14 protein-coding genes and 2 pseudogenes are annotated in these 15,288 nt (G+C 66.6%); 4 read left to right on the forward strand and 12 right to left on the reverse strand.

The features are described 5' to 3' along the window. From CGX12_RS02060 to CGX12_RS02105, 11 genes and pseudogenes are all read right to left on the reverse strand, one after another. Nucleotides 1–447: response regulator (locus CGX12_RS02060; protein WP_142995564.1), on the reverse strand; the 447-nt coding region annotated here is incomplete at its 3' end. 1 nt (nt 448) lies between these two features. Beyond that, entirely contained in the window at nt 449–832 is a 384-nt protein-coding gene (locus tag CGX12_RS02065) for a hypothetical protein (protein WP_094038237.1), read from the reverse strand. Further along, nucleotides 829–1,635, reverse strand: coding sequence for a CheR family methyltransferase (locus tag CGX12_RS02070; protein ID WP_094038238.1), 807 nt, complete (start codon nt 1,633–1,635; stop codon nt 829–831). The genes CGX12_RS02065 and CGX12_RS02070 overlap by 4 nt, the downstream gene beginning before the upstream one ends. Before the next feature lie 32 nt (nt 1,636–1,667). Then, nucleotides 1,668–3,344 carry a methyl-accepting chemotaxis protein gene (locus tag CGX12_RS20375; RefSeq protein WP_094038239.1) on the reverse strand — a complete coding sequence of 559 codons (1,677 nt, stop codon included), beginning with the start codon at nt 3,342–3,344 and terminating at the stop codon, nt 1,668–1,670. A gap of 70 nt (nt 3,345–3,414) precedes the next feature. Beyond that, nucleotides 3,415–3,951, reverse strand: a complete 537-nt coding sequence (locus CGX12_RS02080; RefSeq protein ID WP_094038240.1) for a chemotaxis protein CheW — start codon at nt 3,949–3,951, stop codon at nt 3,415–3,417. Between the two features lie 84 nt (nt 3,952–4,035). Next, nucleotides 4,036–4,884 (reverse strand): annotated as a pseudogene (locus CGX12_RS20160) (methyl-accepting chemotaxis protein); the annotation flags it as partial. 252 nt (nt 4,885–5,136) lie between these two features. Further along, nucleotides 5,137–5,664 (reverse strand): annotated as a pseudogene (locus CGX12_RS20165) (MCP four helix bundle domain-containing protein); the annotation flags it as partial. A 48-nt stretch (nt 5,665–5,712) separates the two neighbouring features. Next, entirely contained in the window at nt 5,713–7,872 is a 2,160-nt protein-coding gene (locus CGX12_RS02090; protein WP_094038242.1) for a chemotaxis protein CheA, read from the reverse strand. Between the two features lie 30 nt (nt 7,873–7,902). Next, complete coding sequence (locus CGX12_RS02095) at nt 7,903–8,229, reverse strand: STAS domain-containing protein (protein WP_094038243.1); 327 nt, start codon at nt 8,227–8,229, stop codon at nt 7,903–7,905. Nucleotides 8,230–8,241: 12 nt separating this feature from the next. Then, nucleotides 8,242–8,610 (reverse strand): response regulator, encoded by a 369-nt coding sequence (locus CGX12_RS02100; RefSeq protein ID WP_094038244.1) that lies wholly within the window; start codon nt 8,608–8,610, stop codon nt 8,242–8,244. 12 nt (nt 8,611–8,622) lie between these two features. Further along, nucleotides 8,623–9,789 carry a methyl-accepting chemotaxis protein gene (locus CGX12_RS02105; protein WP_094038245.1) on the reverse strand — a complete coding sequence of 389 codons (1,167 nt, stop codon included), beginning with the start codon at nt 9,787–9,789 and terminating at the stop codon, nt 8,623–8,625. 753 nt (nt 9,790–10,542) lie between these two features. Here CGX12_RS02105 and CGX12_RS02110 point away from each other — a divergent pair. Both CGX12_RS02110 and CGX12_RS02115 read left to right on the forward strand, forming a co-directional pair. Next, nucleotides 10,543–11,295 carry a transporter substrate-binding domain-containing protein gene (locus CGX12_RS02110; RefSeq protein WP_094038246.1) on the forward strand — a complete coding sequence of 251 codons (753 nt, stop codon included), beginning with the start codon at nt 10,543–10,545 and terminating at the stop codon, nt 11,293–11,295. Nucleotides 11,296–11,318: 23 nt separating this feature from the next. Then, nucleotides 11,319–12,884 carry a GGDEF domain-containing protein gene (locus CGX12_RS02115; RefSeq protein ID WP_094038247.1) on the forward strand — a complete coding sequence of 522 codons (1,566 nt, stop codon included), beginning with the start codon at nt 11,319–11,321 and terminating at the stop codon, nt 12,882–12,884. Between the two features lie 81 nt (nt 12,885–12,965). Here CGX12_RS02115 and CGX12_RS02120 read toward each other — a convergent pair whose 3' ends face one another. Continuing rightward, a complete protein-coding gene (locus tag CGX12_RS02120) occupies nt 12,966–13,307 on the reverse strand; it encodes a DUF2750 domain-containing protein (protein WP_094038248.1) in 342 nt (113 codons plus the stop codon). A gap of 144 nt (nt 13,308–13,451) precedes the next feature. Here CGX12_RS02120 and CGX12_RS02125 point away from each other — a divergent pair, with 144 nt between their 5' ends. Continuing rightward, complete coding sequence (locus CGX12_RS02125) at nt 13,452–14,102, forward strand: isochorismatase family protein (protein ID WP_094038249.1); 651 nt, start codon at nt 13,452–13,454, stop codon at nt 14,100–14,102. Next, complete coding sequence (gene pncB, locus CGX12_RS02130; protein ID WP_094038250.1) at nt 14,095–15,288, forward strand: nicotinate phosphoribosyltransferase; 1,194 nt, start codon at nt 14,095–14,097, stop codon at nt 15,286–15,288. Before CGX12_RS02125 ends, pncB begins: the two co-directional genes overlap by 8 nt.

The following is a 15,288-nucleotide window of genomic DNA, read 5'->3' on the forward strand; positions in this document are numbered from 1 at the left end:
GCCCAGGGTGGGGCTTAAGCAGTTTCTGCAGGACTCGTCCGCCACCCTGGCCTGGGCCGCGGCGCGCACCGCCCCGACCAGGGCGGCGGACGAGTCCTGCAGAAACTGCTTCAGCCCCACCCTGGGCTTGGTGATGATCTCCACGGCGCCGGCGGCCAGGGCCTGCAGCGTGGTTTCGGCCCCCTGCTCGGTCAGGGACGAGCAGATCACCACCGGGGTGGGCCGCTCGGCCATGATCTTCTTCAGGAAGGTGATGCCGTCCATGCGCGGCATCTCCACATCCAGCACTATCACGTCGGGCCAGTCCCGCGCCATCTTGTCCAGGGCGAAGAGCGGATCCGAGGCCGTGCCCAGCACCTGCATGTCCGGCTCCCGCTCCAGCAGCGCCACCAGCACCTGGCGCATCACCGCCGAGTCGTCTACCAGCAATACCTTGATTTTTTTCATCTTATCCTTGTTCCTCCACTCCCTTCAGGGGACTGTGGCTGACCCAGACCACCCCGCTCCACACCTCGAACACCACCTTGCGGTGGCCGCTCTGGCCCAGGCTCTGGGCCACCAGCCGCAGGCGGTGCTCGCGCACCAGCCGGAGGGCCGCCGCCACGTTCTGCCGGGCCACGTCGAGGCGGGCGGGCACCGGCGCGCCGAACATGTTGCCACCGCCGAACAGCTTGCACTGGTACTCCTCCAGCCCGGTGCCGTGCTGCCGGCGGGGGTGCCACAACACCATGGCGACGCAGGAGCCGAGCAGGGTGCGGACGCGGGTGGCCGGGCCGCCGAAATGGAACTGGCCGGGCTGCAGTAGCACCTCCTCGACCTCGCCCGGTGTCATGGCTTGCGGTAGATGGACGGCTGCACCAGCCGGAGCGCCTCGGACACCCCGTTCAGGCTCTCCGAATGGCTGACGATAAAATAGCCGCCCGGCCTCAGCCGGGGCAGGAGCCGCTCCACCACCTGGCGCTTGGTGTCGAGATCGAAGTAGATCATCACGTTGCGCAGGAAGATAACATCGAAATCGCCGATCTCGGGCAGGCGCTGGTTGAGGTTGATCTGCATAAAGCGGATCCGCTGCCGCAGCCGCCGCTCGACCAGGAAACTGCCCTCCTGCTCCCCCACCCCTTTCAGGCAGTATTTGTGCAGCAGGCGGGTATCGATGTGTTCCGCCCGGCTCAGGGGATACTGGCCGCGTCCGGCCTGCGCCAGCACCCGGCTGCTGATGTCGGAGGCGACGAGCTCCCAGGGCCCGGCCCCCAGCGCCTCGGCCAGGGTCATGGCCAGGCTGTAGGGCTCTTCCCCGGACGAGCAGGCCGCGCTCCACAGCCGGACCGGGCGGCCCCTGCCGAGCGCGGGCAGCACCTGCTGCCGCAGAAAGTCGAAGTGCCGGGGCTCGCGGAAGAAATAGGTTTCGTTGGTGGTCAGCAGATCCAGCGCCGTCTGCAGCTCGCCCCCGCCCCGCTCCGCCATGATCAGGCGGAAGTAGTCGCCGTAGCTGCCCAGGCCGTGGTGGCGCAGCCGCTTGCCCAGCCGCCCCGCCACCAGCGCCTTCTTGCCCGGGGACAGGTTGATCCCGGCGCTGCGGTACAGCCAGCGCCGGAACAGCTGGAACTCCTCATCCTGCAACGACGGTATCTGCATGGGTCAAGCTCCCTCGGCCCGGAAATCCGGGATTAAACGAAACCGGGCTCCGCCTTGTCATCGAAGGCGCCCGCCCTTCGCCCGGCCGCTGCCGGCGTACCGGTGGCGGCGGCCAGGGTGAAGAAGCCCATCGCCTGCTGCAGCTGCTCCGCCTGGCTGCTCATCTCCTCCGCCGTCGCCGCCAGCTCCTCGCTGCTGGCCGCATTCTGCTGGGTCACCTGGCTCAACTGGCCCATGGCGGTGTTGATCTGCGCCGCCCCCGAGGCCTGCTCGCTCGAGGCCGCGCTGATCTCCTGCACCAGATCCGAGGTCTTGCCGATGGCCGGCACCATCTCCTCCAGCAGCCGCCCCGCCTTTTCCGCCAGGGCCACGCTGCCGTCGGACAGCTCACCGATCTCCCGGGCCGCCACCTGGCTGCGCTCCGCCAGCTTGCGCACCTCGCTCGCCACCACCGCGAAGCCCTTGCCGTGCTCCCCGGCCCGCGCCGCCTCGATGGCCGCGTTCAGCGCCAGCAGGTTGGTCTGGTAGGCGATGTCGTCGATGATGCCGATGCGCTGGGCTATCTGCTGCATCGCCGCCACCGTCTGCTGCACCGCCTCGCCGCCCTCGGCCGCTTCCCGCGCCGCCTTGCTGGCCATGCCGTCGGTCACCCGGGCGTTGTCGGTGTTCTGGTTGATGCTGGCACTCATCTGCTCGATGGAGGCGCCGGTCTCTTCCACCCCCGCCGCCTGTTCGCTGGCCGCCTGGCTCATGGACTGGGCGGTGGCGCTCACCTCCTCGGCGGCGCTGGCCAGGTTGTCGGCGGCGCCGCGCACCTCGCCGATGATCCGGGTCAGCCGGTCCTGCATCCGGCCCATGGCCGCCAGCAGCAGGCCCACCTCGTCCCGGGAGCGGATCCGGATGGGCTGGCTCAGATCCCCCTCCGCCAGCCGCTCGGCCGCCTGCACCGCCACCGCCAGGGAGCCGGCCAGGCGGCGGTACACGAACCAGAGCACCAGCCCCAGTACCAGCAAGGTACCGGCCATGCTGGCCAGCACCCAGGAAAAGGCCTTGTCCTTGTCGGCCAGGGCCGTCGCCACCAGGGTGGCGGTGCGGTTTTCCATCAGCACGAAGAAGTCGTCGATGGAACCCTGGATATTGGCCTTTTCCCGGTGGTAGGCCGCATCGTGCAGCATCCGCCGGGCCTGCTCGGGGCTCACCGCCCCGAGGGCGCCGCCGGCATGATCCTTCACCGCCTGCATGGCCACCGCCTCCGTCTCCACCAGGGCGGCGGACTTGGCGTTGGCGTCGGCCAGCAGGTCGAATTCCTGCTCGGTGAAGCCGGCCCGGCGCATCAGCTCGGCGAGCGGCACCGCCGGGGTGTCCGGCCGGGGCTTGGCGTCTCCCGCCGCCACGAAGTCCCAGTAAATCCGGTGGTAGGCCTCCGGCCTGGGTTGTTCGCCGTTGCGGATGGCCACCACCTGCCAGTACTGCTGCTCGAAGCGGCCGTCGCCGGTGACCACATAGGTCCGGGCCAGGCGGGTCAGATCGTCCGAGCTTTGTCGCAGCTCATCGGCCAGCAGGTAGGACTGGTACTGCCGGTCCTTGGCCTCGGCCACCTGCTCCACCGCCGCCTGATAGCGGTTGACCGCCGCCAGGGTCAGCAGCAGCATGCCGAGCGAGGCGAGGGTCAGGCCCATGAACAGGGTTTTTATCCGTAATTGAAACATAGGGTTTCCTTGCGTTCCCGCCGTTATTGTTATTGGTTGGGGTGTTGGCAGTGCCGAGCCATGTTGCTGATTACTGGGCGAATTCTCCCTCCCTGACCGGGGCCCGGCCGTCGCCGGCCTGGGACAGCTGCGCCATTTCCTCCACCGACAGCACCCGCTCGACGCTGAGCACTATCACGAAGCGGCCGTCCACCTTGGCCATGCCGCCGATAAAATCCGCCCGGATGCCGCCCCCGAAGCTCGGGGCCGGCTCGATGTCGGCCGCCGCTATGCTGAGCACCGCCGACACCGCGTCCACCAGCACGCCGATGTCCTGCACGCCCTCCTCGCCATGGACTTCGAGAATGACGATGCAGCTGCGCTTGTTGATCGGGGTGGACGGCCGGCCGAAGCGCACCGCCAGATCCACCACCGGCACCACGGCCCCCCTCAGGTTGATGACGCCGCGCACGAAGGCGGGCATCATGGGCACCGTGGTCAGGTTGCCATACTCGATGATCTCCTTGATGCCGAGGATGTCCATGGCGAACATCTCGCCTCCCAGCACAAAGGTCAGGTACTGGGCCTCGCCGCCGACCTTGGGCTCTGTCGCCACTAATGCATTCATTGCTTTTCCTCCTGCACCAGGGCCCGCCCCGGGGCCCTGCCACTGTGTTCCCCGATGCCGGGCGCCGGGGCGCCCGGCCCGTGCCTAGAAGCGGGTGAAGCCGGGCTCCAGTTCGCCCTCGCCCAGATCCGGCTCCGGCTGGGGCGGCCTGGCCGTTTTGCCCTTGCCGGTCGCCGCCCGGCTCTCCCGTTTGACGGCGGCCCCGGCGACCAGGCTGAAGAAGCTCATCGCCTGCTGCAGCTGCTCCGCCTGGCTGCTCATCTCCTCCGCCGTCGCCGCCAGCTCCTCGCTGCTGGAGGCGCTCTGCTGGGTCACCTGGCTCAGCTGGCTCATGGCGGTATTGATCTGCGCCGCCCCCGAGGCCTGCTCGCTCGAGGCCGCGCTGATCTCCTGCACCAGATCCGAGGTTTTGGTGATGGCCGGCACCATCTCCTCCAGCAGCCGCCCCGCCTTCTCCGCCAGGGCCACGCTGCTGTCGGACAGCTCGCCGATCTCCTGGGCCGCCACCTGGCTGCGTTCCGCCAGCTTGCGCACCTCGGTCGCCACCACCGCAAAGCCCTTGCCGTGCTCCCCGGCCCGCGCCGCCTCGATGGCCGCGTTCAGCGCCAGCAGGTTGGTCTGGTAGGCGATGTCGTCGATGATGCCGATGCGCTGGGCGATCTGTTTCATCGCCGCCACCGTCTGCTGCACCGCCTCGCCGCCCTCGGCCGCCTCCCGCGCCGCCTTGCTGGCCATGCCGTCGGTGACCCGGGCGTTGTCGGTGTTCTGGTTGATGCTGGCGCTCATCTGCTCGATGGAGGCACTGGTCTGCTCCACTCCCGCCGCCTGCTCGCTGGCCCCCTGGCTCATGGACTGGGCGGTGGCGCTCACCTCCTCGGAGGCGCTGGCCAGGTTGTCGGCGGCGGTGCGCACCTCGCCGATGATCTGGGACAGTTTATCCACCATGTCCTTCATGGCGGCCAGCAGGCTGGTGCTGTCGCCCCGGCGCAGGATGATATCCACCGACAGATCCCCCTGGGCGATCCGGCCGGCGACGGCGGCGGCATAATCCGGCTCGCCGCCCAGCTGGCGCAGCAGGTTGCGGGTGATCAGCCCGCCGGCCAGCAGCGCGGCCAGCAGGGCGGCGCCCGCGGACAGCAGCATCAGCAGCCGGGCCTGCTCGTAGGTCTGGTGGGCTTCGAGGCCGGAGGCCTCGAGCAGATCACCCTGGAACTCGATCAGGGCCACCACGCTGTCCTGGTAGGCGCGAAGCACGGGGCGCAGTTCGTTCTGTAGGTAGCGCTGGGCGGCGTCCGGGTTGTCCTGGGCGATCAGGCCCAGCAGGCGATCCTGGCCGGCGATATAGTGCTGCCGCTGTTCGCTGATCTGGCGCAGCAGCGCCGTTCCCTGCTCCGAGTGGATACGCTGCTGCAGCCACTCGAGTTCGGCGGCGATCTCCCGCCGGAGATCCTGGATCAGCGCCTGCTGCTGTTGCCGATCCCGCGAGTCCTGGGTCAGCATCATATTGCGCAGGGCAATGGCGATGGCGTTGGCCTTGTCGATCACGTCGTTGGCCCGCTTGGTCTTGGGCCAGAGATCCTCGACGATCATCTGCTGGGCCTGGTTGAGCTGCTGCATCCGGCTGATGCCGACCAGGGACACCAACAGCAGCATGGCGATCACCAGGCCGAAGCCCAGGGCCAGCTTGGTGGCAACTCTCATTCCTTTAAACATGGTGCTCTCCTTAAGATGGATACTGACGGATTTATTCCGCGCCGGCGTCTAGGCGGACAGGGCCCGCCCCTCCCGGGAAATCATTGCTTGCACAAAGGTTGATACGTCGAGGATCAGGGCCACGGAGCCGTCGCCCAGTATGGTCGAGCCGCCGATGCCCCGCAGGGCGCCGAACAACTTGCCCAGGGGCTTGATCACCGTCTGGTGCTCCCCCAGCAGCTCGTCCACCACCAGCCCCGCCTTCTGCCCGGCGCACTGCACCACCACCACGTTCTCGCGCCGGCCCTTCGCCGCCGCCAGGCCGAAGTGCTCGCCGAGCTTGATCAGCGGCAGCACCTCGCCGCGCAGGTTGAGGTAGCTGTGTTCCCGGGCCAGCCGGCGATCCGCCTCGCTCAGTTCGATGCACTCCTGCACCGTGTCCAGCGGCACCACGTAGCGCTCGCCACCGACCCCCACCAGGAAGCCGTCGATGATCGCCAGGGTCAGCGGCAGGCGGATGCTGATCCGGGTGCCCTGCCCCGGCCGGCTGTCCAGATCGATGCGCCCCCGCAACGCCAGTATGTTGCGGCGGACCACGTCCATGCCCACGCCCCGGCCCGACAGGTTGGTGACCGTGTCGGCGGTGGAAAAGCCGGGTTCGAAGATAAGCTGGTACACTTCCTGTTCGCTCAGGCTGGTCCCCGGCGGGACCAGTTCCCGCTCCATGGCTTTCTGCAATATGCGCTCCCGGTCGAGGCCGGCCCCGTCGTCGGCGATCTCGATGACGATGCTGCCGGCATCATGGAAGGCGTTGAGCCGGAGGTTGCCGGTGGCCGGCTTGCCCGCCGCCAGCCGTGCCGCCGGCGTCTCTATGCCGTGGTCCATGGCGTTGCGCAGCAGGTGCATCAGGGGATCGCCTATCTTCTCGATCACCGTCTTGTCCAGCTCGGTGTCGGCGCCGCTGATGTGCAGGGCGATGTCCTTGCCCAGCTCCTGGCTGACGTCGTGCACCACCCGCTGGAAACGGTTGAAGGTATCGCCAATCGGCACCATGCGCAGGCGCAGGGCCCCGTCGCGGATCTCCTCCATCAGCTCGGACACCAGCGAGGTCGCTTCCTGCAGGGCGGTGTCCTGGGCGCGCTGGGCCAGCAGCTTGACCCCGGCGCCGGCGATCACCAGCTCGCCCACCAGGTTGATCAGCTCGTCCAGCTTGTCGGCCTGGACCCGGATATAGCGGCTTTCCTTTTTCTTCTGCTCCCGGCCCTGGCTCTGCTTCTCCAGGGCGGTCTGCACCAGCACCGGCGCCACCGCCTGCTGCCCCACCAGCACTTCCCCCAGCCGGGGGGCCGGCGCCGCCTCGGCGGCGGCCTGCTCCGCCAGCCCCTGCTCCAGCTCCTGCCGGGTCAGGGCCCCGCTCGCCACCAGTATTTCCCCCAAGCGGGCGTCGTCCTCCGGCAGCGAGCGGATCAGCGCGATATATTCGGACACCTTGCCGTGGTGCGGCAGTATCTGCAGCTCGCAGTCGTCGCGGACGAAGTCGAACACCTCGGCGATGGCCGCCTTGTCCGCCTCCGACTGGAAGTCGAGCTCGAACCCCAGGTAGCAGGATTCGGGATCCATCTCCGCCGCCGCCGGCATGGCGTCGGTCAGGGTGGTCAGCGAGAGGATGCGCCCCATGGTGCCCAGGTAACGCAGGAAAGACAGGGGATCCATGCCGTTGCGCAGCACCTCGGGGCCGAAACGCAGGGACAGGTGCCAAAGGCTCGCCGCCGCCTCGCTCTCTTCCTCCCGGGGCTGGCGGGAAACCGGCCCGTCCGTCGCCACCGGCGCCGGGACGCCGCCGCGGAAGGCCTGTAACCGTGCCAGCAGGGCCCGGCCCCGCTCCAGGGTATCGGCGGCCGGCGGTTCGCCCCGCGCCACCCCGTCCACCAGTTGCTCGATATGATCCCGCCCGGCCAGCAACAGCGCCACCAGCTCGGCGTCGGCGGCCAGCTTGCCCTCCCGCAGCCGGTCCAGCACGTCCTCCACCACGTGGGTGAAGTCGACGATGGGGTCGAGGCCGAACAGCCCGGCCGAGCCCTTGATGGTGTGGGCGGCGCGGAAGATGGCGTCCAGCACCTCGGCGCCGGCCTCCTGCTCCAGCCCCAGCAGGCCGCTCTCCATCTCTTGCAGCAGCTCCCTGGCCTCGTCGATAAAGGTGTGCAGTACCTGATCAAGGTTGATGCTCATCTGTAATTCCTTCTCCTTGCCATAAGGGGCTCAGGCGCTCGGATCACCCGGCAGCCACTGGGGATCGCCGAAGTGGGCGTTCAGCCGGCACAGCTCCAGCACCTCCAGCACCGCCTGGCTGTGCCAGAGCAGGGACAGGGCCCCGCCCTGGCGGTCGAGCTCCCGCTTGGCCAGCAGCAGCAGTTGCAAACCGGCGCTGTCCAGCTCGCTGACCCCGGCCAGATCCAGGCCCAGTTGTTGTGGCCCGGCCAGATAGGGCGCCAGCTGCGACTTGAGGGCAGCGGCGGTGTAGATGGTCAGCTCCCCCTCCAGCCGTAACAGCACCCCCTGCTCCCGGGTTTCGGCAACGATCTGCATCGGCGTTTCTCCCTAGGGCATGATCAATTTGGATACCGCCGCCAGCATCTGCTGGGGCTGGAACGGCTTGACCACCCAGGCCTTGGCCCCCGCCGCCTGGCCCTCGGCCTTCTTTTCCGCCTGGGACTCGGTGGTGAGCATGATCACCGGGGTGAACTTGTAGCCGGGGTGGCGCTTGACCTCCTTCAGGAAGCTGATGCCGTCCATGTTGGGCATGTTGACGTCGCTGATGATGAGGTGCACCTTGCCGCCATTGAGCTTGGACAGGGCATCCCGGCCGTCGCAGGCCTCGATGGTGTCGTAGCCGGCGCCCTTGAGGGCGATGCTGACCACCTGCCGCAAGGAGGCGGAGTCGTCGACGATCATGATGGTTTTGGCCATGAGTGTTCTCCCCTAGAAGAAGGTAATGTCCGACTGGCCCTGGCGTTCGGCGGCCTGGCCCTGGTGAATGAGGTGCTGCTCCAGCATGGCGTAGCTGCGGCTCATGCGCGCCAGCCAGGCATCCACGTCGATGGGCTCCCCCGCCTGCGCCAGGGTCCGCCCGAATTCCTCCAGGTTGTCGCACACCTGGCGCAGTATCTGGCTGGTTCTGTCCTGGAACTGCAGCGACACCAGCATCTGCTCTATCTCGCCCCGCACCCCTTCGCCTTCGCTGCGGGTGCTGTCCACCGCCCGGGTCAGGCTCTCGGCGGTACCGTCGAACTGGCTCAGCAGCTTGCGCAGGGCGGCCTCCGCCTGGTCCAGTTCCTTGTCGTCCTCGGCGCTGGCCTGTTCGCTGTCGCTGAAGGTATCGAGGATGGCCCTGTTGATGACGTTGACCTTGTCGGCCATGCTCTTGCTGGTGGCGCTGGAACGGATGGACAGGCTGCGCACCTCGTCGGCCACCACCGCGAAGCCCCGGCCGGCCTCGCCGGCCCGGGCCGCTTCGATGGCGGCATTGAGCGCCAGCAGGTTGGTCTGGCCGGCGATGGCGTCCACCTCCGCCGCCATCTTCTGCAGCTCCTCGGTATAGCCGGTCAGCACCCGCACCTCGTCGAGCATGGCCCTGTGGCGCTGCTGGGCACCGCGCAGGGAGGCCACTATCTCCGCCAGGGCCTGCTCGCTGGCGCGGGTCACCGCCTTCATGTCTTCCTCGCCCCGGGCGATGGAAGCCCCGGACTCGCCCACCAGCTCGTTCAGCCGCGCCACCAGGACAGAAAATTGCCCGGTCAGTTCGGCGATGGCCTCTTCGGTCTGGCCACGGGCGGTCTCGATATGGCGCCCCAGTATGGGCAGCACCGCCTGGGCCAGGGCCGGGCCGTCGGCCGGCTCCGGGGAAGGCGGCGCCACCGCCTCGGCCCGGGCGTCGGCCAGCCTGGCCAGGCTGAGTCTGCAGTAGTGCCCCAGGCCAACAGAGGCCGGGCACAACAGCACGGACACCAGCAGGGCGGGGGTGGAAAAGTCGGTGAGCCACAGCAACGGCAAGCTGGCCGTCACCGCCACCAGGACGGGCGACAGGGCGACGAGAAGTGGCACCGCCGGCGCCTTCCGCTCCCCCTGCACTATGTCAGCGTTATTCATCTATGCCTCCCGGACATGCTTTCTCCCGGCCGCCTAAAAAAGCGCGCAGGATCCCGCCGGCCTGAACAGCCGGTAAAAAACAAACATTGTGGCCAGTTAATTAAACCGGGCATCCAAAATCCGAGACAATAATCCCCTGCCATGGCCATGGAATTGGCAATGGTATAGTGCCTGGTCAATATAAAAGGAATAAGTGTGGGTTTTAGGTGCTCCCTAAAAAATCATCCTTGCCATTTTTCTTATTATTAAGATCGGGGCTCGGCAAACGGTAACGCCAATCCGCAATGCGTATTAACAATTAGCATAAAAAAAAGATAAGTGTCAGCTTACACATGAAAAATTAATATTTTTTTGCATGGCACCAAGGCGGATGCAGGGTATTACGGAATGTTCCTTTCATACTCTCCCGGCTCCGCACATTTCCATCCATGTCGATAAGCCGGATGGCAAGACGGCCAAAAAACGTGACGGCCATTCCCCCGCTGACGAATGGATATAAATCAGACAGCGATGTCACACTTACCCAATAAGAGGTATTTATCAAAACCATGGCTGTATTAGCTGAAGATGATTTAAATAACCTCCGGATTACGGAGTTTTGCGCCTGAGTCCTAAATAACCGCGCCGGATATGCTACAGCGACCGGATACCGTACGCAGACCGCCGGGCCCGCGACCATGCAGCTAGTGGTGTTCGGGGCCGTGATTTGATGGCAATATGTTCCCTCTCCCCAGACTTGCATGGATGCCCGTTATGAGGAAATTCGCTTTACCCCTGCTGGCGTGGTGGCTGGCCACGGCGTTCCCCGCCCTGGCCGACCGCCTGGTGGTGGCCACCGAAGGCGCCTATCCCCCCTTCAACTACCATGACGAGCAGGGCCGGCTCACCGGCTTCGACGTGGACATCGCCCTGGCCCTGTGCCGGGCCATGGCGGCCGAATGCGAACTGGTCGCCGAGGAATGGGACAAGCTGCTCGACGGCCTGGAGCAGGGCCGGTTTGACCTGGTGGTGGCCAGCATGGCCCGCACCCCGGCGCGGGCCGAGCGGGCCGACTTTTCCGAGTACTACTACCGCACCCATTCGATGTTCGCCGGCCAGGCCAACCGCCATGCCGACGTATCCCCCCAAACCCTGGCCGGCCTGCGCCTTGCCACCGGGGTCGACACCATCCAGGCCGAGTTCCTGCAACAGCGCTACCGGCAGAGCCATATCCTGCTGGCCCGCAGCCAGGAAGAAGCCCTGGCCTGGCTGGCCGAGGGCAAGGTGGACCTGGTGCTGTCCGACAGCATCAACCTGCTGAGCTTTCTGCAGAGCCCGGCAGGCTCGCCCTTCGACTACGTGGGCGAGCCCCTGGCCGACGAGATACTGCAGGCGGAAGCCCGCATCGCGGTGGCCAAGGGCCGGCGGGCGCTGCTCGAGCGGATCAACAAGGCCATCACCACCATCCGCCTGAACGGCAGCTACGATCACATCAACCGTCAATATATTCCGTTCAGCGTATATTGAGGCGCACAGGAGGCAGCCGAGCGGTGACACCGAGATCCCGGGAATTCCACCCCAGCCTGTCCACCACCCTTTCCCTGGTGGTCTGCGCCCTGCTATTGTTCATGGCCGGGATCACCTGGCTGGTGGTCCCCCTGCTGGCCGGCATCGGCCAGAGTTCGGGCCAGACCCGCGAACAGCATATGCCGGAGATCCTCAACCACCAGCGCCATGCCCTGAAAATCGAGAAGATCAGCAGCTACCTCAATACCGTTTACTGGGCCCAGAACGCCGACATGGAGCGACGGGCCCGGTTGCAGGCCCAGGTGCTGATCCAGAGTTTCATGCTGGAAGACCGCTCCCCCCTGGCCACCGCCACCGCCGACTCCCTGGAAACCATCAAGCGGCTGATCGAGATAAGGAGCCAGCAGCGGGAACAAATGGACAGGGTGGGTCGGCTGCTGGCCGAGCTTGCCTCTGCGGATTCCCCCGTCCGGTCATTGGGACAGGGCGGAGCCGCCCCCCTGCTGCCCCTGCCTCCCCTGACCGACATCCGCTGGCCACGCCTGGCCCCAATGCTGGAAGCGCTGCGCCAGGCGCTGCCGGAAACCGGCGACAGCGAGCCGCACCGGCAGTGGCTCGACGCGCTCGCCCGCCACCTGCGGGAAGTGTCGGCCCTCAACACCCGGGCGGACGAACTGATGAACGCGGGCCAGCAGCAGTTGCAGCAGATAGCCAATTACCTGACCACGGACGCCGCCCTGCGGGTCCAGCAACTGGCCGAGAACATCGCCCGGGATGCCGGGGCCGCAACCCGCTACACCTACCTGCTGATCGGGGTCATCACCCTGCTCACCCTGCTGCTGTTCGCCGCCCTGCATTATTTCGTGCTCCGGCCCTTGCAGGCCTCGGTGCAGGCCCTGCGCGCCATAGAGCAGGACAAGAACGACCATGTCCAGCTGCCTCCGGTCCTGTTCAGCGAGCTGGATACCATCTGCCGGGCGGTGGAAGACTATTCGGCCATGACCCGGAAGCTGTGGCAGGCCAACGACGAACTGCACCAACTGTCCCAGAAGGACGGCCTGACCGGCCTGGCCAACCGCCGCCATTTCGATCTGGCGCTGCGGGAGGCGCTGAACCGGGTCCGCCGGCACCACGGCACCCTGGCCCTGCTGATGCTGGACATCGACCATTTCAAGCAGCTCAACGACGGCTTCGGCCACCTGAACGGCGACGAATGCCTGAAGGCCCTGGCCCGTATCCTGAAAGGCTACGGCCAGCGCAGCGGTGAACTGGCCGCCCGCTACGGCGGCGAGGAATTCGCGCTGATCCTCACCGATCTCAACCGGCAGCAACTGATCCGGCTGTGCGAGCAGATCCGGCAGGAGGTGGCCAGGCTGCTCCTGCCCCAGGCCGAGCCGGGTCCGCCCATGCGCTTTACCGTCAGCATCGGCGCCGCCCTGCTGCCCGCCGCCGAACTCGGGCAGGAAACCGAGTTGCTGATGCTGGCCGACAAGGCCCTGTACCAGGCCAAACAGGGCGGCCGCAACCGGGTGGTGATCGGCGAGCGGGAACTCCCCCGCCTCGAAGAGCCGAGATCCGCCCTGGGCTGAGGATGAGGCGCCAACGGCGGAAAGATCGGCAACAAAAAAGGGCCCTTGCAGGGCCCTTTTCACGGCGGAGAATAAAGGCCCTCAGGCCAGGGCCTTGACCAGCTCCAGCACGTCGACCTCGATGCCGTCCAGCTCCTCGTCCCAGTTGGGGCCGATGCGCACGCCGTCTTCGGACAGATCTTCCACCCAGATCTCCAGGAATTCGGCCAGGCTGATTTCGAAGGGCTCGTAGTCGGCCCACTCCTCCAGGCACTGGGCCCTGGCCTCGTCCTCGGTGGACCAGACCGGCATCACCTCGGTGTCTTCGAACTCGGTGGAATCGCATACCACCCACTCGTCCCCGAAGCGCAGCCCCCACATCACCCGGTTGGCTTTCACTTCATCGATAAAACGCTGGTAGTTTTGCTGGTGGCTGTCGCTCATCTTGTTCACCTTTGGCTGATAATGGGGAGAGAGCCCCCGAATGGGGCGATACTGAACCAAATCATCCCTAGACTCAATCAAAACAATATTAACAGACTGCTGCGCCGGCCCCTCGGGCCCATACTTAACCATAGGAGGTGGAGCATGAAATTACCCGCCAAACACCGTGTCGCCAGCCTGGACGTCGACGCCCAGTATACCTTTACCCCGGCCTGCCCGGACGAGCTGCCGGTGCCCGAGGGCGACCAGATCGCCGACGAACTCAACCGCCAGGCCGCCTTCGCCGGCTACCGGCTCGGCTCCAAGGACGCCCATTCGCCCCAAGCCCACTGGCTCGCCACCGAGCAGGAACCCCCTTTTACCCCCATCGCCGGCGCCAGGAACATGGACATCCGCTGGCCCCGCCACGCGGTGCCCGGCACCAAGGGCTTCGAGCTGCTGGCCGGCCTGCCCCACCCCGCCGACTACGACTTTTTCGTGTGGAAGGGGGTGGAGCCGGACATGCATCCCTACGGCGCCTGCTACCATGACCTGGCCGAGCGCCAGAGCACCGGCCTGGTCGAGTTTCTGCGCTGCAACGGGGTGAGCACCGTGCTGGTGGGGGGCCTGGCCACCGACTACTGCGTGCACAAAACGGTGCTGCAACTGCTGGCCGCCGGCTTCACCGTGGTGGTCAACCGCTCCGCCATCCGTGGCGTGGCCGACGAAAGCAGCCGCCACGCCATCGCCGAAATGATCCAGCTGGGTGCCCATTTCGTGCACGATGCCGGCCAGTTGGAGCAGGCCGATGACTGAGCCCGTGATCCGCTCCCTGCTCGATACCGACCTGTACAAATACACCATGATGCAGGCGGTGCTGCACCAGCACCCGGCGGCGCCGGTGGAATACCGCTTCCGCTGCCGCACCCCGGGCATCGACTTCAGCGGCTGCCTCGACGAGATAGAGGCCGAGATCGATCACCTGTGCCGGCTCCGGCTCGACGAGGACGAGCTCGACTACCTGGCCGGGCTCGACTACATCAAGCCCGACTTTATCCACTTCCTCCGCCTGTTCCGGCTGGATCGGCGCTTTATCGAGCTGGGCTGCGAGCAGGGCCGGCTCGAACTGCACATCAAGGGCCCCTGGCTGCACACCATACTGTTCGAGGTGCCGCTCTTGGCCATCATCTGCGAAGTCTATTGCCGCCGGCACTACCCAAGCCCCGACTGGCACCAGGCCCGGGAGCGGCTGCGGCACAAGATAGCCCTGGCGGCCGCGGCACCCGCCAGCTTCCGCTTCTCTGACTTCGGCACCCGGCGCCGCTTCTCCCGCCGCTGGCAGGAGGAAGTGGTGGGCCGGCTCGGCCAACAGCTGCCGGTGCAGTTCGCCGGCACCAGCAACCTGGATCTGGCCCGCCGCCTGGGGCTAAGGCCGGTGGGCACCATGGCCCACGAGTTCCTGCAGGCCTTCCAGGCCCTGGGACCGCGGCTTATCGACAGCCAGAAGGCGGCGCTGGAAGCCTGGGTGCACGAATACCGCGGCCGCCTGGGCTACGCCCTCACCGACGTGGTGGGCATGGACGCCTTTTTGCGCGACTTTGATCTCTACTTCGCCAAGCTGTTCGACGGCCTGCGCCAGGACTCGGGCGACCCCATGCTCTGGACCGAGAAGGCCCTGGCCCACTACCGCCGCATGAAGATAGATCCGCGCGGCAAGACCCTGGTGTACAGCGACAGCCTGACCATGGCCCGGGCGCTGGAAATCCACCACCGCTTCCAGAACGACTGCGCCATGGCCTTCGGCATCGGCACCCACCTGACCAACGACGTGACGGATCCGGTGCCGCTCAACATCGTGATCAAGATGACCGCCTGCAACGGCCAGCCGGTGGCCAAGCTGTCCGACAGCCCGGGCAAGGCCATGTGCGAGGACGCCGGCTACCTGGCCTACCTGGCCCAGGTGTTCCAGGTCCGGCTGGCCGGGGCGGATGTGGCCGGATGA

This window comes from Zobellella denitrificans (genome assembly GCF_002237365.1).
In the GTDB taxonomy this organism is placed as follows: domain Bacteria; phylum Pseudomonadota; class Gammaproteobacteria; order Enterobacterales; family Aeromonadaceae; genus Oceanimonas; species Oceanimonas denitrificans.

Bases quoted from the DNA above. Each gene is read 5' to 3' on its own strand.
- CGX12_RS02080 (WP_094038240.1), bottom strand. From the start codon at position 3,951: ATGAATGCATTAGTGGCGACAGAGCCCAAGGTCGGCGGCGAGGCCCAG.
- CGX12_RS02125 (WP_094038249.1), top strand. From the start codon at position 13,452: ATGAAATTACCCGCCAAACACCGTGTCGCCAGCCTGGACGTCGACGCC.
- CGX12_RS02090 (WP_094038242.1), bottom strand. From the start codon at position 7,872: ATGAGCATCAACCTTGATCAGGTACTGCACACCTTTATCGACGAGGCC.
- CGX12_RS02070 (WP_094038238.1), bottom strand. From the start codon at position 1,635: ATGCAGATACCGTCGTTGCAGGATGAGGAGTTCCAGCTGTTCCGGCGC.
- CGX12_RS20375 (WP_094038239.1), bottom strand. From the start codon at position 3,344: ATGTTTCAATTACGGATAAAAACCCTGTTCATGGGCCTGACCCTCGCC.
- CGX12_RS02120 (WP_094038248.1), bottom strand. From the start codon at position 13,307: ATGAGCGACAGCCACCAGCAAAACTACCAGCGTTTTATCGATGAAGTG.
- CGX12_RS02110 (WP_094038246.1), top strand. From the start codon at position 10,543: ATGAGGAAATTCGCTTTACCCCTGCTGGCGTGGTGGCTGGCCACGGCG.
- pncB (WP_094038250.1), top strand. From the start codon at position 14,095: ATGACTGAGCCCGTGATCCGCTCCCTGCTCGATACCGACCTGTACAAA.
- CGX12_RS02065 (WP_094038237.1), bottom strand. From the start codon at position 832: ATGACACCGGGCGAGGTCGAGGAGGTGCTACTGCAGCCCGGCCAGTTC.
- CGX12_RS02105 (WP_094038245.1), bottom strand. From the start codon at position 9,789: ATGAATAACGCTGACATAGTGCAGGGGGAGCGGAAGGCGCCGGCGGTG.
- CGX12_RS02095 (WP_094038243.1), bottom strand. From the start codon at position 8,229: ATGCAGATCGTTGCCGAAACCCGGGAGCAGGGGGTGCTGTTACGGCTG.
- CGX12_RS02100 (WP_094038244.1), bottom strand. From the start codon at position 8,610: ATGGCCAAAACCATCATGATCGTCGACGACTCCGCCTCCTTGCGGCAG.